The 20,032-nt window shown below is 46.0% G+C and carries 19 protein-coding genes and 1 pseudogene; 8 read left to right on the top strand and 12 right to left on the bottom strand.

Annotated elements, in window-relative coordinates; genetic code table 11:
• The first annotated feature begins 26 nt into the window (after window positions 1-26).
• Entirely contained in the window at window positions 27-293 is a 267-nt protein-coding gene (locus tag H7F26_RS07400; protein WP_003178502.1) for a hypothetical protein, read from the top strand.
• Between the two features lie 120 nt (window positions 294-413).
• On the opposite strand, the gene H7F26_RS07395 is transcribed toward H7F26_RS07400, so the two are convergent.
• The 4 genes from H7F26_RS07395 to H7F26_RS07380 form a co-directional block, all read right to left on the bottom strand.
• Window positions 414-605: a YbxH family protein gene (locus H7F26_RS07395; RefSeq protein WP_003178500.1), complete on the bottom strand. Its 192-nt coding sequence runs from the start codon at window positions 603-605 to the stop codon at window positions 414-416.
• A gap of 16 nt (window positions 606-621) precedes the next feature.
• Window positions 622-870, bottom strand: a complete 249-nt coding sequence (locus tag H7F26_RS07390) for a sigma-G-dependent sporulation-specific acid-soluble spore protein CsgA (RefSeq protein ID WP_003178498.1) — start codon at window positions 868-870, stop codon at window positions 622-624.
• 70 nt (window positions 871-940) lie between these two features.
• A complete protein-coding gene (locus tag H7F26_RS07385; protein ID WP_009330322.1) occupies window positions 941-2,167 on the bottom strand; it encodes an MDR family MFS transporter in 1,227 nt (408 codons plus the stop codon).
• Entirely contained in the window at window positions 2,151-3,368 is a 1,218-nt protein-coding gene (locus H7F26_RS07380) for an ATP-grasp domain-containing protein (RefSeq protein ID WP_003178495.1), read from the bottom strand. The genes H7F26_RS07385 and H7F26_RS07380 overlap by 17 nt, the downstream gene beginning before the upstream one ends.
• Window positions 3,369-3,490: 122 nt before the next feature.
• Here H7F26_RS07380 and H7F26_RS07375 point away from each other — a divergent pair, with 122 nt between their 5' ends.
• From H7F26_RS07375 to H7F26_RS07355, 5 genes and pseudogenes are all read left to right on the top strand, one after another.
• Window positions 3,491-4,387: a LysR family transcriptional regulator gene (locus H7F26_RS07375; protein WP_003178493.1), complete on the top strand. Its 897-nt coding sequence runs from the start codon at window positions 3,491-3,493 to the stop codon at window positions 4,385-4,387.
• A 503-nt stretch (window positions 4,388-4,890) separates the two neighbouring features.
• Window positions 4,891-6,505: pseudogene (locus H7F26_RS07370) on the top strand (ATP-binding protein).
• The gene (locus tag H7F26_RS07365) at window positions 6,498-7,178 is read left to right on the top strand and encodes a response regulator (RefSeq protein ID WP_003178489.1); all 681 of its coding nucleotides are present in this window, start codon (window positions 6,498-6,500) and stop codon (window positions 7,176-7,178) included. The pseudogene H7F26_RS07370 and the gene H7F26_RS07365 overlap by 8 nt, the downstream one beginning before the upstream one ends.
• Before the next feature lie 2 nt (window positions 7,179-7,180).
• On the top strand, window positions 7,181-8,140 hold the full coding sequence (locus H7F26_RS07360; RefSeq protein ID WP_003178487.1) for a tripartite tricarboxylate transporter substrate binding protein: 960 nt from the start codon (window positions 7,181-7,183) through the stop codon (window positions 8,138-8,140).
• A 204-nt stretch (window positions 8,141-8,344) separates the two neighbouring features.
• Window positions 8,345-9,643 carry an Mg(2+)/citrate complex secondary transporter CitM gene (locus H7F26_RS07355; RefSeq protein WP_009330324.1) on the top strand — a complete coding sequence of 433 codons (1,299 nt, stop codon included), beginning with the start codon at window positions 8,345-8,347 and terminating at the stop codon, window positions 9,641-9,643.
• A gap of 383 nt (window positions 9,644-10,026) precedes the next feature.
• Here the strand turns inward: H7F26_RS07355 and H7F26_RS07350 are convergent, their stop codons facing one another.
• From H7F26_RS07350 to H7F26_RS07320, 7 genes are all read right to left on the bottom strand, one after another.
• Window positions 10,027-11,397, bottom strand: a complete 1,371-nt coding sequence (locus H7F26_RS07350; RefSeq protein WP_003178482.1) for an amino acid permease — start codon at window positions 11,395-11,397, stop codon at window positions 10,027-10,029.
• A 293-nt stretch (window positions 11,398-11,690) separates the two neighbouring features.
• On the bottom strand, window positions 11,691-12,410 hold the full coding sequence (locus H7F26_RS07345) for a YjjG family noncanonical pyrimidine nucleotidase (protein ID WP_003178480.1): 720 nt from the start codon (window positions 12,408-12,410) through the stop codon (window positions 11,691-11,693).
• Window positions 12,411-12,432: 22 nt separating this feature from the next.
• Window positions 12,433-13,380, bottom strand: coding sequence for a phosphotransferase family protein (locus H7F26_RS07340; protein WP_009330325.1), 948 nt, complete (start codon window positions 13,378-13,380; stop codon window positions 12,433-12,435).
• A gap of 63 nt (window positions 13,381-13,443) precedes the next feature.
• Complete coding sequence (locus tag H7F26_RS07335; RefSeq protein WP_185855244.1) at window positions 13,444-14,334, bottom strand: aminoglycoside 6-adenylyltransferase; 891 nt, start codon at window positions 14,332-14,334, stop codon at window positions 13,444-13,446.
• A 108-nt stretch (window positions 14,335-14,442) separates the two neighbouring features.
• The gene (locus H7F26_RS07330) at window positions 14,443-14,967 is read right to left on the bottom strand and encodes an SRPBCC family protein (RefSeq protein WP_003178473.1); all 525 of its coding nucleotides are present in this window, start codon (window positions 14,965-14,967) and stop codon (window positions 14,443-14,445) included.
• A gap of 74 nt (window positions 14,968-15,041) precedes the next feature.
• Window positions 15,042-15,461 carry a hypothetical protein gene (locus tag H7F26_RS07325; RefSeq protein WP_003178471.1) on the bottom strand — a complete coding sequence of 140 codons (420 nt, stop codon included), beginning with the start codon at window positions 15,459-15,461 and terminating at the stop codon, window positions 15,042-15,044.
• Between the two features lie 73 nt (window positions 15,462-15,534).
• On the bottom strand, window positions 15,535-16,179 hold the full coding sequence (locus H7F26_RS07320; RefSeq protein WP_003178469.1) for a DsbA family oxidoreductase: 645 nt from the start codon (window positions 16,177-16,179) through the stop codon (window positions 15,535-15,537).
• A gap of 194 nt (window positions 16,180-16,373) precedes the next feature.
• Between H7F26_RS07320 and H7F26_RS07315 the strand changes: the two genes are divergently transcribed.
• Complete coding sequence (locus tag H7F26_RS07315) at window positions 16,374-18,110, top strand: ABC transporter ATP-binding protein (protein ID WP_003178468.1); 1,737 nt, start codon at window positions 16,374-16,376, stop codon at window positions 18,108-18,110.
• A 28-nt stretch (window positions 18,111-18,138) separates the two neighbouring features.
• Window positions 18,139-18,543 carry a DinB family protein gene (locus tag H7F26_RS07310; RefSeq protein ID WP_003178466.1) on the top strand — a complete coding sequence of 135 codons (405 nt, stop codon included), beginning with the start codon at window positions 18,139-18,141 and terminating at the stop codon, window positions 18,541-18,543.
• Window positions 18,544-18,791: 248 nt separating this feature from the next.
• On the opposite strand, the gene H7F26_RS07305 is transcribed toward H7F26_RS07310, so the two are convergent.
• The gene (locus H7F26_RS07305; protein WP_003178463.1) at window positions 18,792-19,964 is read right to left on the bottom strand and encodes an MFS transporter; all 1,173 of its coding nucleotides are present in this window, start codon (window positions 19,962-19,964) and stop codon (window positions 18,792-18,794) included.
• Window positions 19,965-20,032: the final 68 nt, after the last annotated feature.

Here is a 20,032-nt window from a genome sequence, read left to right as displayed (position 1 = left end):
ACACCTAATCGAAAGGGGTTATGACCATGAAGCAAAAGAATCTGATCTCAGGTCTCGCCGTTGTCGCCGGAGTCACCGCATATATGCTCAAAGACGAAACAAACAGACAAAAACTGAAATCGTACTTGCAAAACGTCAAAGAAAAGATCCCTTACTTTTCGGAAAAACACAACGTAGATTCATTCCCGGTTGAAAAAGCAGGACACCCGTCTCCGCATGATATCGAAGATAACAAAATGGTATCGGAAGGATCCATGTACCCTGTTCAATACTACGACGAAAAGAAAAAATAGCGATGCATGAGCTGTCATATTTATGGCAGCTTTTCTGCTGCCGTTCTAAAAAACTGCAAGCGGATTATAGATATAAAAATCCAAAAATAAAAGCCGCCCGGTCGGCAGCCTCTTCAAGCCTTATATTTTATTTTCATAACAATAATGATTGACAAGCTCTTCAATTAAATCATGCTCTGGAAACTCCCCGTGAAACTCAAAGGGAATCTCCTCGACAAACCGGCCGCGCCGGTATACATGGATCGCACCGTTTTGTCTGGTCACGCTGTATTCCGGTTCAAACGTGTATCCGTTCCGCTCTATTGCACCCATTGATCATTCCCGCCTTTCAAAACAGCAGTTCATACACTTCGTTTAATTCTCTTGTCCGTTTATGGTCCTGTTCATTCAGCGCATATTTCATCTCATGTTCAAGCACTTGATTCAGAAATTCCATTTCCCGCTCCTCCAAGTGCTCGACAAACTCTTCCTCATTGGCATATCGCCCGGAAACGATTTTTCTGTAAATGTTTTGTCCTATGCCGTGTTCAAGGTGATTCGACAGTGACTCACGGAGGTAGCCCAATGTTGTGTCCATGATTCATACTCCTTTTTTACCTTTTAGGTTGGGTAATTCTTAATGATTCATGCATAAGCGGCCTAAATTTTCAATAAGAAAAAGGCGATACACCATAATGCTGTGCAGATAAAAACTTTCTCCTTCCCACATGGTAAGCGCCTAAAGCCAAAAAGACTGAACACGCAGCAATAAGAAAGACGGCTTTTCCCCCGTACAAGGCAAGCATCATCCCCCCCAGCCAAGGCCCTAAAAACTCACCGATGTTGTATAAGTTTTGCATGCCGTAATACGCGCCCTTCATATGATCCGGAGCCAGCTCGTCCAAAAGGACATTCATTGAAGGAAAACATAAAATTTCGCCGATTGTCAGAACAAACATCGAAAGCATAAAAACAATCCAGCCATTTGCGATAGAAAAACCGATATTCCCCAAAATGCAAAAAACGGTTCCAATTGATATTGTTGTTAAGGATTTATACCTCTCAAATAAACGGGTGAGCGGCACTTGTAAAAGGATGACCGTCACCGCGTTTAACGTGATTAAAGTCGAAAATATTTTAACTCCGTTTGCAAAGTCGTTATTTAAATACTGCAGCAAAGTGCTTTCCATTTGCGAATAGCTGAACAAAAAAAGGATGCCGCCGGCTATGTATAATCGAAGAGCCTTGTCTTGCTTTAACGTCTTCAAAACTGAACCTGCCTGGACTTTTTCAGGAGCGATTTTTGTCTCTTTCACCGTGGTCAGCCGAATCATCATCAAGCTCAAAAGTATGGCATAGCCAAAATAGACCAGCCCTGTGATGATAAACGGCGTTCCGGTTTTGGCAAGACCAAAATAAGCGCCCAGTAAAGGGCCGACAGCAGCTCCAACATTGATGGCCAAATACCGCAAAGAGAAAATGCGGAATCTCATCTCCCGTTCTGATAACTCAGCCATCAAAGCCTTTGACACAGGTTCAAAACACGAATGGCAAAGCCCGCTTAAAATATTCAGCAATAAAAACCACATGAAATCATGAACAAGTCCAAAAAGAATGAATACAAAGCTCCAGATGAAAATGGATGAAAGCATCACTTTTTTTCTGCCGATTTTATCTGAAAGCGCTCCTCCGACTACCCCTCCTACAGTGCTTGAAAAATAGCCTAAACCGATGACAAGCCCGATGGTTCCAAAATCGGCTCCCGTTTTCATATGGAGATAGAGCGCCAAAAACGGGGTTGTCATCGACTTAGCCGCCTTCGTGACAAGCGTGCCTATCAGCAAAAATCGGATCAACGGATGAAGGCGGCTGAATGCTTTAAATTGCGCAAACATCCGAATTCTTTTCCCATACGGTATGATCATGGAACCACGTTGCAAGCCGGCTGATACGGCCTCTCAATTCGGCTTCTGTGCGTCCGATAATTAAACAGCTTGCAATTGCGTCTACACTGGAAGACGAGCCGTGGAACCTGTCTCCGGCTTGAGCGGATATATTTTGTTTCGCTATCCAGTCTGCGGCTGGCGCAGGCTTGATTTCTTTCAGCACGCCGTCTTTCGGCGGAATCAACAGCCAGCCGCTTAGGCGGTCCGGATTGTTGTCCACCTCCGGTATATGAAATTCCAGGCCGCATTGCGCTTTAACACACACTTCATTGATATCAAAACCGAAAGTCTGCGCAGTTGCTTCACGGACCATAGCGCCGCCGGTTCTACTGGCCACTTCACAAAACACCAGTTCATCATCTGGTGTATGAAACACTTCAGCATGGAATGTTGTGGTATTCGGAACAGGAAGGGCAGCAAGCGCTTTTTGAACAAAATCAGTCAACCGCCGGGTAAGCGGATTTTTCAATTCAAGCTGGAGGCTGCCTAAAAACTGATGATCTTGAAACGCCAGACACCCGTTGATATAACGCGACGGCCAGCTGAGGACAATTTCTTCATCAAGGATGAGGCCGTCTATATGATACATATCCCCTTCGATAAACGACTCAACTTCCAGATGATCGGGAAGACCTTTCGCAAGAAAATTCCACACGTCCTGCCGATTCCTTAAAACGGTTGTATCAACAGACCCCGATCCGTAAATAGGCTTAACGACCACAGGAAAACCGAAAGTTTGAACAAACTTATATAAGTCGGCCGCCGAGTCGATTTTCTTAAAATCTGGAACCTTCACACCGGCTTTTCTTACTTGCTCTTTCATTAATATTTTGTTGCGGAACAGCAGAGCACTTTTGTAAGACTGCCCTTTTATCCCCAAAAGCGACCTCAGCTTCCCCGCCCTCAGCATATCAAATTCCGAGGATGCAATAATCGTTTTAAAGTGATACGTTTCATTCAGCTCCAAAGCGCGCATTTCGATGCATCCATTAACCGGATAATCGTCAAATGCTTCGATCACATCATAATTCCTGCATTCATCCGCACGATCGGTTGAGGTCAGCATCGCCACCGGTTCATCCAGTCCCTTCAGCCATACATCATACGGAGACTTGCTATAAGCTGTTTTATTTAAGATAAGCGTACTCATAACAATTTCTCCTTTCTTGTAATACATGTTTTTCAACTTTATAATAGTAAAAGTATTTAGATAACTCTAATATATCTTTATCTAGTATTAATAACTTTTATTTATAAATAGAGGTGTGAAATATGAATCTCCATGCACTGCGATTGTTCTATTCGGTCGCTGAAACAGGCAGTGTCACTCAAGCCGCCAAACAGTTAAGTATCAGCCAGCCCGCCGTCACCTCGCAAATTAAGAAATTAGAACGCGAGATCGACTGCACCTTATTCGTTCCTAAAGGCAGAGGGATCCTGCTGACACAGTCCGGCGCAGAGCTTGCAAAACAGGCCAAGCGGCTGTTTTCACTTGAAAAAGAAATTGAATCGTACGTGGAGCAGTTAAGGGAAGGGTCAATTGGAAAACTGCGTATTGCCTCCACCTTCCTCCCCGCCAATTATTTGCTGCCAAGATGGCTCAGCCGATTTAAACAGCAATTTCCGAAAACGGAAGTTGAAATCACGACAACGAATTTTCAAAAAGCTTGTGAACAGCTGATCAACTACGAAGCGGACATTGGCCTGATCGGCGGGACAACGGAATTCGGCCCCTTCTTAAAAGGAACGCTGCTTTTGGAAGATGACATGTTATTCGTAGTCAATCAAAAACATAAATTCGCCTCAAAACACGTGGCATTAGAGGAGATTGTAAAAGAACCTTTCGTCTTTCGCGAGGAAGGAAGTTTTTCGCGGGAAAAATTGATTTCGCTGTGCAACCTGCATAACGCGGGAAAACCAAATATGGGTGTACAAATAAACGGATTAAACGAAACAATCAGAACGGTTATGGAAGGATACGGTGTAACATTCGTATCCGCTCTTGAAGTAAACGAATATATCGCCCGCGGAGACATCGCAAAGGTTCATGTTGATAAAGCCGTAATAAAGAACCCGATTTCGCTATGTGTAAGGACGGAAGACCATCTATCTCCATCTGCCCTTAACTTTATTCAAATGATCGATTCGACCGATGAATATCCTCTATAACGGACGTCATCTCGATTTCCATTAAATGGGTTCTTTACAAAGCTCGACCGGCTGTGGAACGCCGTAAACTGCCGGGGGTTGTACTGTTGAATATTATTGAGCGCATGTTTGGTGAGGTGTTTTAGTAGTCAACAGCAGCAGACGGGCCGTCTCAATGTGTGAATCAATGGTTTTTCAATTTATGACAACAACACAAGGAGCCAGCAGCTATTCTCGGGGCGGTGTTCGCGAGGACAGCTGCTTCCTTCAATCGTCATGCGAAGCTCCGTCTTGTGGCCGGAGGCAGACTTTCTTCTGGATTTAGACCTATATGTGGAATAAAACCGGATCCCAGCTTAAGAAACTAACAGCACACTGTCCTACGCCTGATCCTGCATTATGAAATCATCACTTATAAGATATACTTGGGCTTTTTCGTTATCTTGCAAAGGATATTTTTAAAAATGCCAAAATTTCCGAATAAAAAGTGGTATGATTTTTGGTAGAAAGGACGGCTGGTGCCTGTGGTCAAAAAACGGGTCAATTTTTCTCTGCAAACAAAAATTATGGGCTTGATTGCAGCACTGCTTATCTTAGTAATCGGCTTGCTGACAGTCACGTTTGCCGTTCAGCAAACAAAAGAAGGAAGAAAACAGTCCGAACAGCTTGCCGTTCAGACTGCAAAAACCATTTCTTATATGCCTCCGGTAAAAGAGCTCTTTCAAAAGAAGCGCGGGCATAAGGGAGAGGCGCAAGAGGTCATTGAACAAATGAAAGAACAGACCGGTGCCTATACTATTTATGTCCTCAACGAAAAGGGAGAGATCAAAATCGCCTCGGAAAAGAGAGGTCAAACGAAGCTGACAAGAAGCAGAAAAATCTTGTTCGGCGGCTCTCACATCTCTGAAACAAAAAACGATGGCCGCATGGTGATCAGAGGAAGTGCGCCGATTATCCAGGAACAAAGTGGTTACAGCAAGGTCATCGGCAGTGTGTCTGTTGATTTTCTGTTAAACGAGACAGAACAACGTATTAAAGAGAATGTGAGAAAATTGAGCTTCATGGCTGTTCTCGTTTTGCTCATAGGATTTGCGGGTGCCGCCGCTCTTGCCAAAAGCATTAGAAAAGATACGCTTGGCCTTGAACCCCAAGAGATTGCATCTCTTTACCGTGAACGAAATGCGATGCTGCGTGCGATTAAAGAAGGGATCATTGCCACCAACCGTGAAGGAGTCGTCACAATGATGAACGTATCGGCAGCGGAAATGCTTAGGCTTCCCGAACCTGTGGTCAACCGGCCAATTGATGACATCCTGCCCGGAGCCGGAATAATGTCTGTCCTTCAGCAGCGGCAGATGTTGCTGAATCAGGAGGTCTGCGTCAACGATCAAGTGTTTATTTTAAATACAAAAATGATGCTCCAAAACGGTCAAACTTACGGAATTGTCGTAAGTTTCCGTCAAAAAACCGAGTTAAAAAGGCTCATTGACACGCTGACAGAGGTGCAAAAATACTCTGAAGATCTCCGCGCGCAAACACATGAATTCTCAAATAAGCTTTATGTGATCCTAGGCCTGCTTGAGCTAGGTGAGTATGAAGCAGCGATCGACCTGATTAAAGAGGAATACGCCATTCAAAATGAACAGCACGACATTTTATTCAAAAACATTCATTCTCAGCAGGTGCAGGCTATCCTGTTGGGCAAAATGGGAAAGGCTTCGGAGAAAAAAGTTAAGTTGTCCATTGATGAAAACAGCACGCTTGAGCCGCTTCCTGAGCATATCGGGATGTCTCATCTCATTACGATCATCGGGAATTTAATTGATAACGCTTTCGAAGCCGTAGCTGAGCAAAATGTGCGGCTTGTTTCATTTTTCATCACTGACATCGGCCGCGATATTGTCATAGAAGTGGCTGACACAGGATGCGGCGTAGCGCCTGATAAGATGAAAGCCATCTTTGAACGAGGATATTCTTCAAAGGGGATGAAGAGAGGCTACGGGCTGGCCAACGTAAAGGAATCTGTACGTGAACTTGGCGGTTGGATTGAAGTGGCCAATCAAAAAGGCGGCGGAGCGGTATTTACCGTTTTTATACCGAAGGAGAAGCAAACACGAGAGGGGGAATCCATTTGATTGATATCGTGATCGCGGAGGATGATTTCCGTGTAGCGCAAATTCATGAAAGATTGATCGAACAGCTTGATGGATTCAACATTATCGGTAAAGCGGCCAATGCCAAAGAAACAATGGAAATTCTCGAGGTCCGAAAGGCCGACTTGCTGCTGTTGGATATTTACATGCCGGATGAGATGGGCACAACATTGATTCCTGTCATTCGAAACCGGTTTCCGGAAGTGGATATCATGATCATCACAGCAGCAACCGAAACATGTCATTTACAGGAATCGCTCCGGGCGGGAATTGTGCACTATTTGATTAAGCCTGTGACTGCCGAAAAATTCAAACAGGTGCTGCTTCAATATAAGAAAAAAAGGCAAACACTGCTTTCTCAGCCACAGGTCAGCCAATCAATGATTGACCAAATCTTCGGAGACTTCTCCAGCGGATCCCGTCAGGCTGAGGATTTGCCGACAGGTATCAATTCGATTACACTGCAAAAAATCAGGGATGTTCTGCGAGACGCAGCTAAAGGAATGACAGCCGAAGAACTCGGTGAAAAAATGGGGGCTTCACGTACAACAGCCCGCCGCTATGCCGAATATCTCGTGTCAAAAGAAGAAGCGCGCGCTGAGCTGGAATACGGAATTATCGGCAGACCGGAGAGAAAATACTATTTGGCGGATGAATAAACATGAAGAACTTTGCGATTATAATGATTTGTCTATTGATCTTAATGTCGGGGGATGAAAGACAATCGTCCGCCCCGCGTCCCCCGGGAGGGCCGGTTGAAATCGTCGTACCCGCTGAGCCTTCGGGCGGCTGGGATTTAACGGCTCAGGCGATACAATCCGTCCTTAAACAAAAACAAGTGATAAAAAGCGAAGTGAAGATCGTCTATAAACCCGGAAGCGGCGGTGACAAAGGCTGGAAGTATATAAATAGCAGCGATACGTACACCATCGGCATGACATCCAGCTTAATGCTGAGCAATTACATTCTCGGACAGAGCAAACTGAAAACAGACGATTTCACCCCGCTGGCGATTCTTGCAAAAGAATGGCAGACGATCGCTCTTCCAAAAGGATCGGAAATAAAGAGCGGAAAGGATTTGCTGAATGAGATCAAAAAGAACCCCGGCAAGGTAAAAATCGGTTTTTCCCCCGGACTTGGCAATGATGACCAGCTGTCATTCGTCAGGGCGGCCGATATGTACGGAGTTGACCCTTTTAACATTCAATATTTACAGTATGAAAGCAGCGAAGAGCTCATTCAGGCGCTTATCAGACATGAAATTGACGCCGCATCGATGACTCTATCAGAAGCTAAAACATATGAAAGAAGCGGCAGCATCACACTTGGGGCTGTTACTTCAGACAAAAGGCTTCCCGCATATCCGCATGTACCGACGTGGAGAGAGCAGGGCATCCCGTTTGTATTTTCCCATTGGAGAGGTGTATTAGGCCCGAAAAATATGACCAAAGAAGAAATTTCCTACTGGGATCAAGTGTTTAAAAAGATCACATCCTCACCGGAATGGAAGCAGAAAATAAATGAACAGGAATGGGAAAGCTATTATTTAAACAGCAAGGAGACGCAACGATTCCTTGAGGAGCAATCAGCATTTTATCAAAACATCATGGCTGGGGATTAACCGGGTATTTCGCGTCTGCGGAATACTTTTTTTATGTATTTAAAAATGGTCAAAAAGAACAAAATGATTTTAAAAAATTAAAAATACATAAAAACCAAATTATTTACTTCAGAAAGTTCTTCTCATATGATGACAAAAAGGCAAGGCTTAGGGGGAACAGGAGAGAAAAAAATGTAAGCGGATTCATATGAGGGGGGAATAACTGTGTTAGCAATTTTAGGTTTTTTCATGATGCTTGTGTTTATGGTATTGATCATGACAAAACGGCTTTCTGTTCTGACGGCATTAGTCTTGACACCGATAGTGTTTGCGCTGATCGCCGGATTCGGATTCAGCGATGTCGGCGACATGATGATTTCGGGGATTCAGCAAGTCGCGCCAACCGCCGTTATGATTATGTTTGCAATTTTATATTTCGGGATTATGATTGATACTGGCCTGTTTGACCCAATGGTCACAAAAATATTAAAAATGGTCAAAGGCGATCCGTTAAAAATCGTCGTCGGCACTGCGGTGCTCACGATGCTGGTCGCATTGGACGGAGACGGATCAACAACATATATGATTACAACGAGCGCGATGCTCCCGCTCTATTTGCTGCTTGGCATCCGCCCGATTATATTAGCGGGAATCGCAGGAGTCGGCATGGGGATTATGAATACGATTCCATGGGGAGGCGCAACACCGCGGGCAGCGAGTGCGCTCGGGGTTGACCCGGCTGAATTGACCGGCCCGATGATACCTGTCATCGTAAGCGGCATGCTTTGTATGATCGGAGTTGCGTATATGCTCGGAAAAGCGGAGCGAAAACGCCTCGGCGTGATTGAACTCAAACATCCGGCTGGTGCCAATGAAACGGCCGCCGCTGCGGAGGATGAGTGGAAGCGTCCGAAGCTTTGGTGGTTCAACTTATTGTTGACGCTTTCATTGATAGGGCTTCTCATATCAGGAAAAGTAAGCTTGACCGTTCTGTTTATTATCGCGTTCTGCATCGCATTGATTGTCAATTATCCAAACCTCGATCATCAGAGACAGCGAATTTCGGCGCATTCGAGCAATGTATTGGCTATCGGTTCAATGATATTTGCCGCAGGGGTCTTTACCGGAATACTAACAGGCACAAAAATGGTAGATGAAATGGCGATTTCGCTTGCGTCTATGATTCCTGAACAAATGGGCGGCTTTATTCCGATGATAGTAGCCTTAACAAGCGGCATTTTCACTTTTCTGATGCCGAATGACGCTTATTTTTACGGAGTGCTCCCGATTTTATCAGAAACCGCTGTCGCATACGGTGTTAATAAGGTCGAAATTGCAAGAGCCTCCATCATCGGCCAGCCGATTCACATGCTGAGCCCGCTTGTGCCTTCAACACATTTGCTTGTTGGGCTTGTCGGGGTTTCCATCGACGATCATCAAAAATTTGCGATAATGTGGGCGGTGCTCGCTGTCATCGTGATGACAGGATGCGCGCTTCTCATCGGATCCATATCAATTTATTGATGGTGTTGATCGCTTCAATGCCCTTATGAGGGCGATACACGTATCGCAGCATACCTTTTCACATAGCGGCCTTTTTAAGCTTGCAGAGACACTCCTGTTTTCTGCGGGCTTTTTCTTTTGGATAAAAAAGACCTCCCTTATACCTTTTCATAAGCCTTTACTGTGTGGCTTGGCTTCACTTGAAACACAACATCTTTCGGACCCGTTGTTTGAAATGGACCCCAGAGGCTCTCCGGAGCGGGCGGGTTTCCGCCCATCATTGGCGCCCGTATTGAAACACAGCCAAGCTTATAAAAAAAAGAACCAGGAGCTGGTTCTTGATCATAGCGCCTGAGAGGGCTGCCAATAACATCTCGACAGCCCCAAGCGCCTTAAAAATTTCATTATTTATTCCCATCAGCTGAGGCACGCTTGCCAATTCCAAACACATAATAGCTGGCGGCAACAACCGCAAGGAAAATAACCCCGACAATCAGAGACACGCGTGTGTCATTGTTGAACCACATGCCCACCAATACCATAAGAAGGAAACCAATCGTCAAATAGTTCGTCACTGGGGCGAAAGGCATTTTGAACGGATGTTTGTCAATTTCAGCTCCTTTTGCTTTTCTGAATCCGATATGGCTGAGCAGAATGACAAACCACGGAATCATCCCCGGGAGCACGCTCGCACTGTATACATACACAAAAATATTAGGCGGCGCAATATAATTTAAAACGACGCCGATTGCCAAACCGATCAAGACGGCAATCGTCCCGTATAACGGCACGCCATTTCTGGAAATCTTCGTAAAGAATTTTGGCGCTTGGCCGTTTACTCCCAATGTATAAAGCATGCGGCCCGCACTGAAAATTCCGCTGTTGCAGCCGGACATTGCCGCCGTCATGACGACGAAGTTAATAATGCCGGCTGCCGCCGTAATTCCGACTTTCGCAAAAGTGGATACAAACGGACTACCGATTGCATTCAGCTCATCCCAAGGATAGACTGTGACAATCACGAAGATGGCGCCAATATAGAAAATTAAAATACGCCAAATAATACTTTGGATCGCGTGTCTCAGCGTGTTTTGCGGATCTTTTGCCTCCCCCGCCGTAATTCCTATCAGTTCGACCCCTTGATAAGCGGCGATGACCAGCGACAGCGCAAAGAAGAATCCTGAGAATCCGCCTGTAAAGAAACCGCCGTGCGACCAAAGGTTTGAAAACCCGATCGCTTGTCCGCCGTTGCCGAATCCGAAGAAAATAATCCCGAACCCCGCTGCAATCATTAATACAATCGTAACGATTTTAATCATCGCAAACCAAAATTCAAACTCACCAAATGATTTAACAGAGACAAGGTTTGCTCCTCCGAGAATCGCCATTGCGATAATGCCCGGTATCCAAGCGGGAAGATCCGGAAACCAGTACTTCATGTACTCCCCGACGGCGATGATCTCGGACATCCCGACAATCACCCACTGAAACCAGTTGCTCCACGCGGTCATATATCCGGCCAACGGGTGTATATATTGATGGCCGAATGTCGCAAATGAACCGGTGCTTGGCTCTACATATAGCATTTCCCCCATTGCACGCATAATAAAAAAGATAAAAATTCCGCAAATGGCATAAGCAAGCAGGACGGAAGGTCCTGTCCACTTTATCGTGCTGGAAGATCCCATAAATAAACCGACGCCGATAGTGCCGCCAAGCGCAATCATTTGGATGTGGCGCGCGCCCAGGCCTCTCTTCAATTCTTTGTTCGCCACTTCTTTTCCTCCTCTTACACGGCTGATGTCACCCAAAAAACTATATGATGACAAAGCATCTTCATCGTATTAAGTAGTAATAAAAATCTGATAATTACAATTAGTATATATCTCAAAATTTACTTATTCCATCATAATAAACTCCTTCCAAAAATACAATTGTTTTTTCCAGGAGAACAAATTTTACTCTATCTATTTATTAAGAAACAACTATCCCAATATAAAGAATATTCTTATAATATCAAAAAGCAGTACGCATCTTGAATAACCAATCAAAATGCGCCCGTTTTTCCTTATAAACAATGGCCGGCGGCCGATTCTTTTTCAATGTTTAAAATATAATACAACTCATCAAGTTTTTGTATTTGATAGGTTGGTACAATACCAGTGTCATTTGCTATCATGCCCGGATTCATCCAGCATGTATCCAATCCGGCCAGCCGCCCCCCTTCTATGTCCGCTGTCAATGAATCCCCGATGATCAGCCCCTGATCGACAGAAAAATGAGGAATCCGTTCAAAAACGTAATCAAAGTATTCTTTCATCGGCTTTTGAAAACCGGTGTCTTCTGAAACAAAAATCCCTTTAAACATCGGGTACAATCCTGAAGCTTGCAGGCGCTTATACTGCGTTTTTGAAACACCGTTCGTCACGATATATAAATCATATTGATCCCGCAGGCTTTTGATTAATTCAAAAGCGCCGTCTATCAGCTGATGCCCTTCTTCAAGGAAGCTGCGATACTTCTTCTCAAGCAAAACGCCGTCAGCCTCAAGACCATATTCTTTGAATAAAAGGGAAAAGCGTGTGTTCACCACTTGGTCGCGGTCCATCTCCCCTTTTTCGAACACCCTCCATAAACCTTGATTGATTCGTTTATAATTCGCTTCTATTTCAGCTGTCAAACGAATTTGCTGCTCCTCAAAAAGCATTCGCAATGCTGACTTTTCTGCCGCACCGAAGTCTAATAGTGTATCATCCACATCAAAAAATAAAGTACGATAATTTTTCACGAGTGTTCCTCCGTTTAGCATTTTAGTAGCCGGTCTTGCTGTCTTTTATGGCTTCAAGCTCGTTTTTCAGCAAGCTCATCGTCTCTGCCTTTTCTTTCTCTGTCTGAATGTCAAACGCCAGCTGCTCTGTAAACTCCCATATGTCCTCCAGTCTTCGCCTGATCTGATAAAACCGCAAAGCGTTCTGATCGATTTCAAATCCTTTATGAGTCTCGCAGTAAACGCGCAAAAACTCTTGAGCATACGGCTGGTTAGCAAAGAACATCAGATCCGCTTCAACAGGGGCCAGTTTCAAGCCCTCCCAATCGATCAGAATCAATTCCCCGCCCGTTTTCATCAAATTCCAGCCATGAACATCTGTATGGCACAAAGCCAATCTTCTGCCGCTGCATTTCAAATCATCCGCCAGGGATAAGGCTGACTCCATCATATCGCGGATTGCTCCGCTGTAGGGTTGAATGAGTGTCGCCAGCTCACAAGGCAGGTGATCAAGCCATTGTGTCATCTCATCTAAAAACGAAATATCATATTTTTCTTTAATTCCTTCTGTCTTCACCGGGATCGTCTCATCATATCGGTGCAGCTCCGCTATGATTCCGGCGAGCTTCTCCACGCACCCTTTGCCGAGCGGCTGATCTCCAATGGTTTCACCGGCAATGTATTCATAAAGCATATACACCGCATCGTCATCTTCACACTTGTATTCTCCAGCTGTTGTCAAAAGCGGCACAGGCAGCCTCCCGTTGAGAGCGGTGTGATCCCCCAGCCACCCCAGAACAGGGATGTAATCATCGATTAAAGCTGCCCATTTCGCTGTCGATGCCCTATTTTTATCATACACTTTTAAAAAGAAAGCCGCTTCACCGTCGGTTACTTGATAAGCAAGTGCTGTCCACCCGCCTTGCTCGGGAGAAATGTTCACACTGTCGATTCCATAATGGTTCTGCAGCATTTTTTTAATACTGAACATTCCGTTCACCTCCGCAAAAAACGCACTCCCGGCTCACCTGCCGGGAGTGCGGCCATCATTTGATTAGTCAATTTCCTTTGCATCAGGTTTCAGCTGCTGAACGCGCCTCAGATACTGTCTGACTTTCTCCGCTTCTGCGAAAAGGTATTGTTCATTCAGATGTTCAGCAACTGCTGCTGCTGTCTCTTCAAACAGCTCCCACATCTTAAACAAACTGTTCCATACCCGCTTATAATCAGCTGGCGGATACGTCTCCAAAAGCCTTTCCCACGTATTTTGATCAACATAGCGATCCAAAAATTTTGCATTTTTGCCTATGCTCAGCGAAAAGCCCGTTTCAAAGCCGACCTTCCATTCGAGCATTTTCAACAGCATGGCCCTGACGAGATTTAAATGATCGAGTGCATAAAGAATTTCCTGCCGCCACAAGCCTTTGGCCACATATGTCGATGTCCACCAAAATTCATTGCAGCAGTCGGCGAAGCATTGCGGGGACGGTTTTTGCACCCAATATTCCCGATCCGTCGGCGGCGGGATGACGGGCAGATCCTGATCCTTATCCAACAGGATCACGGTCAAGCCGTCTTCCCTGCTATATTCCAGCTTTTCTTCAAGCGGCACAAGAATCAAATCAATGCGGCTGCCGTCTGTAAATAACATCAAATACGAAAAGCGGTTGCCAAGCTCATTCGGAAACAGCTCCATCGCTTCCGGCGTCTGCATGATGATCCGCTCTCCAAAAACGTCCACCAAGCCCGGCTCATCGAGAAAAGACTGCATATCTGTTACAACATAGACAATATCATAATCGCGAAAAGGGTCCTTCGGGACGTTTGGGTTCGTCCGCGGGACGTTTGGGTTCGTCCGCGAGCCGTTCATGCCGACCGCTCTGACACGGCTGTCCTCCCGTGCGACCTTCAGCACCAAATCGATGATTTCCTGCTCTGTACGCATGTATATACCTCCTCTTTTTGATTGTTGTAGTAAATCTTGATGAGGAGGTCCGCGAATACACGGTTATATGAAATGCTCTAAAAACGTCATCGACATGTCCTCCTTCTTTTAGCGAATGGCTTTCAGGTAGTCTTCAAGGCGCTCCAGCTGTGAAGAAAAGCCTTCGACCATCCCCTTATCCAGCAGCTGTTGAAGCTCTTTCGGAGAAGAAAAATGTGAGCGTGTAATCAGTTTTGTCCCCACGTCGCGCTCTTGAAAATAAACCTCATTCAAAATCTCCGGCATGCCGGGAACAACATTCCCTTCCTCGTCTGTAAACATATCCGTGTACACGATCTTTTCCGGCGCCGCAATCTCTTGAAAAACAGCCTTGCCGCAAGATTTCCGGCCATAGAATTCGCCTTGGTTTTGATCTCTGCATTCCATACAGTAAAGCCATACGCCATCCGGCTGAAACTCAAACCTGCTGTTGGCAGTCTGCCATCCTTTCGGCCCCCACCAGCTTTCCAAATGCACTGACCCAGAAAAAGCCTTAAACACCAGCTCCCGTGGCGCCTCGAAACTCCGCTCCATGACCAGAGTTTTCCCCTCCGCTTTCGCTTGAACGCTGTGTACCGCTTTGTGATCGGACATCTTGATTCCTCCTTGATTGGATATCTAAATGAAACGACGAAAAAAACCGTGGAAACCCTGTGCCAACAAGTGTTTTATTTGCGAATCTTGACCAGCTGCCGCTCCTCGAAATAAAACAGGCCGGCAATTTCATCGATGTATTTCTTTTTATCCAGCTTGACATGCTTGCCCAGCTGAAGGTTCTCTATATCAATGAAAAAGTCTAAGCGGTCGTCTTTTTCTTTGTCTTCCTCACCGTCCCAGCAAGAGTAAACTTCTATATCTTCACCCTCGGGAATATTTGAATTGATATAGCTGAATAGCGCCCTTATGTCATTTCCGGGTCTATGTAAACAGCCGGTTGCCTCATATACAAACGGCTTGCTGAGTTTTGTTTTGACCATTTCGTATCCTGGATCAAGCTTAACGATGCTAATCAAACCTTCTTCTGTTTGGTCTCGGAAGCTCCCCAGCGGAAGCTCCCGATCGGCTGCAATAAAATGATGAAGTGTCAACTGTCTTCCCTCTTCTTTCCTTTATAAAAAAGAACCCTATTAAAGGGTTCTTCAAATCGCTCATTTTTCCTGCTTAGCAGTTGTTTCCGTCAAGATCGCACTGCAAGCCGTCAACAGGTTTTTGTCTGCTTTCTTTTTCGATCGCCTGTTCAAACACTTCCTTCGCCGCGGCTCCGGCAATCCGCTCATTGCCGATGATAAAAGTCGGAACGGCCGTGATGCCGGCTTCTTCGTAAGCGTGTTGGAGCGCCTTCCGCTGCACGTCCTGATATGTTCTTGCGCTTAAAGCTTCTTTAAAAGCATGTTCATCCAGTCCGGCTTCTTTGGCCAGCGACGTTAATACGTCGATGTCGCCGATATCCTGCTCTTCCTGAAAAAACGCTTTGTAAACCCGGTCATTGTACGCTTTCCCTTTACCGTGTTCTTTTGCGAAGTGATAGCCTTCATGAGCCAGATCTGTATAAGGATGCGGAGAGACGTTCGGCAGCTTCATATTGACGCCCCAAGCCTCGATTCGCGGCTTAATGGCGCCGTCCCACATCGCCAATTTGGCCGGGTCGTTTAACGGATCAAGCTGCTCCGATGGGCGCGGCCTCAGTTCGAATGGCAGCCACTCGACTTCCACATCTTTGCCTTCGATCGCTTTTTCGAGCTGGTCTTTTCCGAGAAAACAGAATGGACAGACATAATCGGAATATACTTTAATATTTATTGTCATGTTTTTCTTCCTTTCTTGTCACCCAATCAACTATATGTAACAATAATAGTTACAATTATGTCATCTGTCAAACTTTTAGTATGGAGTTAAAATCGGCAATGATCGGGAACTTTCAGCTGTCTATATCGTATTATGATGCGTTACAGCTTGCGCCATCAACTTCTTTGACATTATATCGATAAGGAGTTTATTAAATGAAAACAGAAAACAACAATAGCATGAAACCGTTTTTCTCAATGATTCTCACATCCGGCGTACCCAGGCTGGCTTTAAGCGCCGGTTTGACCGCAAGCCTCGTCACGACTTTGGTCGGCTTGTCCATTCCGCTGTTGACAAGGGAAATGGTTGACGGCTTTTCCGCCAATTCGATCAATCTGGCCTTATCGGGAATCCTTGCGCTCGTTTTTATCGTTCAAGCGGTCTGCGACGGGTTTTCGACCTATTTTCTTTCTTACGCCGGGCAGAAAGTGGTCGCTTCCCTGCGGGAGCGCATGTGGTTCAAGCTGCTGCGCCTTCCTGTCCGCTACTTTGACGAAAAGACGAGCGGCGAAACCGTCAGCCGAGTTGTCAATGATACCGGCATTGTTGAAAGCTTGATTTCCGACCATTTTCCGCAGTTTGTTTCCGGAATCATCACCATTGTCGGATCTGTGGTCATTCTGCTGATCATGGATTGGAAAATGACGCTTCTTATGCTGATCTCCGTTCCGATCACGACCTTCATCATGATCCCGCTCGGCATGAAAATGCAGCGCATTTCCAAAACAATGCAGGATGAAACAGCTTCCTTCACCGGACATGTCCAGCAGACATTAAGCGAAATCAGATTGATGAAAGCATCAAACGCCGAGCATACAGAAAAAATGAAAGGGTTATCAGGCATTTCAAAGCTCTTTCAATACGGCCTCAAGGAAGCTCGGATATTCGCGCTCGTCTCCCCGTTCATGCACCTTGTCATTATGATTGTGATCGTCGCCATCATCGGCTACGGCGGCATCCGCGTCTCTGAAGGGACGATGTCGGCAGGCTCGCTGATCGCCTTTTTGCTTTATCTGTTTCAAATCATTTTCCCGATCACATCGTTCACAATGTTTTTCACTCAGCTGCAAAAAGCAAAAGGGGCAACAGAGCGGATCATCGAGATTATGCATTCTGAAGAGGAAGAAGGCCAGGAAGGGCTTGAGATGGACATCTCCAATCTGCCGATACATGTCGAGAATGTAACTTTCACTTACGCCGGTGGCGAGCCGGTCTTACGCGGGGTATCTTTCGACGTCGATCCCGGGCAGATGATTGCGTTTGTCGGTCCGAGCGGCGGCGGAAAAACCACGATGTTCGGCCTCTTGGAACGATTTTACGAACCGGACTCAGGAGCCATTAACATCGGGGAAACACCGATCAGCAAGCTGTCGATGAAATCGTGGCGCAGCCAGATCGGCTACGTATCTCAAGACAGCCCGATGATGTCCGGCACCATCCGTGAGAACTTATGCTACGGCTTGGATCACGCCGACAGCATTGATGATCAAGAACTGTGGAAAGTCGCGGAAATGGCGTATGCCGATACATTTATTAAACAATTCCCTGAGCAGCTTGATACAGAAGTCGGCGAACGCGGCGTCAAGCTGTCCGGCGGACAGAGACAGCGGATCGCCATCGCCCGCGCCTTCCTGCGCGACCCGAAAATTTTAATGATGGACGAAGCGACGGCCAGCCTCGACAGCCAATCAGAAGCCATCGTCCAGCAGGCGCTTGCCCGCCTCATGGAAGGCCGCACCACCTTCGTCATCGCCCACCGGCTATCGACAATCGTGAACGCGGACCAAATTATGTTTATCGAAAAAGGCGAGATTACAGGGCGGGGACGGCACCATGAGCTGATTGCTTCGCATGCGCTGTATCGGGAGTTTGCTGAGCGGCAGTTGACGTGATCTTTTATAAAAGGAGGAGGTCATTCACATGAACTTTCAACTCGAGGAAGCCATCGAAATCCTGGAGCGCACACCACAAACATTGAGTCAGCTGCTGACCGGATTATCAAACCCCTGGATCAGCTGCGATGAAGGCGAAGACACTTGGAACGCCTTTGATGTAGTCGGCCATCTGATTGAGGGAGAAAAAAACAACTGGTTGCCCCGAATCAAAATGATCGTGACAAAAGGAGCAACGGAAACTTTTCCGCCGTTCGACCGCTTCAGCCAGTTGAATCAAAACGACGGGAAAACGATTGAACAGCTGCTTAACGAATTTGCTGAAATCAGACGGGCGAATCTGAAAACATTGCGGCAGATTCTTGATCCTGAAACCGACTTCGAACAAACGGGGATGCACCCGGAGTTTGGAATCGTCAAGCTTAGAGAATAGATCTCAACTTGGGTTGCCCACGATCTCACTCACCTCTCGCAAATCGCAAGAGTGCTGGCGAAGCGGTATCAGGATGATGTCGGACCTTGGAAAGCTTATTTGCGGATTTTAGCTGAGTAAAAAAACATCCGCTCGTTTTACAGCGAGCGGATGCTAGATTTTTCGGCTCAGCGCTGCCTGTCAGGCTCAAAAAAGCAGGTAAGATATGACGAATGAAACCCTTGAATCTTCAACACCAATCAAGGCTATTATGAACTGATTTCTCTTACATGTGCTGCTTTCCGTGAACTGAAGGTCGTCAAAACAACAACAATCGCAATCATAACCCCCAATGCCCCAAACCACGTAATAGAAGCCAGCGACACTTTTTCTACAAAAATCCCTCCGATTCCTGCACCTGCGGCCATGGCGAATTGCATCATCGATTGATTGATGCCGAGCAATACACCTGACAATTCGGGTTCAAGCGTCGCTAAGTGATATTGCTGCGTCGGGCCGGTAGACCATGCGGCGAACGACCATAATATGAGAATCAACAGTACTCCGACATAGGAATGGGTGACAAGCGACAGCAAAATCAGTGCGATGATATGCAGCGCCATCCCGCCAACGAGCGTAAAAGGAACTCCCCATTTATCAGTGCTATATCCGCCAAACTTCGATCCAACCAAGCTGGCGATTCCAAATATAAGCAAAACGCCGCTGAGCAAATTGCCGCTGATCCCTGAAACGGTCAGAAGGTAAGGAGACAGATAAGTATATGCAACGGAATATCCTCCGAGCCAGAAAAAAGTGACCGATAACCCCATCGCTACTTTCCGTTTCTTTAAAAGGGAAAGCTGCTGAAGCAAAGGGACGGGCTTATCGCCTTCAGTATGCGGCAATGTTAAGAATAGAACAATCATTGCGATGAATCCCAATAAAGCAATTCCCCCAAATACAGACTTCCACCCTAATGCTTCTGCCGTCATTCTTCCGAGTGGAACACCTATAATCAAAGAAGCGGTAAACCCCATGACGACTGTAGCAATTGCACTGCCCTGCTTACCCGCCGGTGCGATCTTGGCGGCAATCGTTAAGGCCGTGACCACAACCATGCCTGCCCCCAAAGCCATAACGACACGCGCTGCAACAAACCAACCATAACCAGGCAGGGTAAAAGCCAAAATATTTCCTATCACAAACAAACCGAGAGCATACATCATTAACTTGCGCCTATCCATACTTGCCGTCAACGCCATCAGGACCGGGGTGAAAACAGCATACACCAGTGAAAAGATCGTAATGAGCTGCCCCGCTGCAGCTAAAGTTATCCCGAGTGTGTGGGCGATCTGATCCAAAATACCGGAAATGATGTACTCTGAGGTCCCTACCAAAAAACTGATGATTGCTAAAAGATAAATTTTCCAAGTGCTAAACATTATCGTTCGCTCCTTTATCACATTATACATTTACATATCACGAAATAACGATATGTAAAATTAAAAAA

The organism is Bacillus sp. PAMC28748, from assembly GCF_014250415.1.
Classification (GTDB): Bacteria; Bacillota; Bacilli; order Bacillales; family Bacillaceae; genus Bacillus; species Bacillus licheniformis.
Note: the sequence above shows the minus strand (reverse complement) of the source record. Positions and strands in the feature narration are given on the sequence as shown.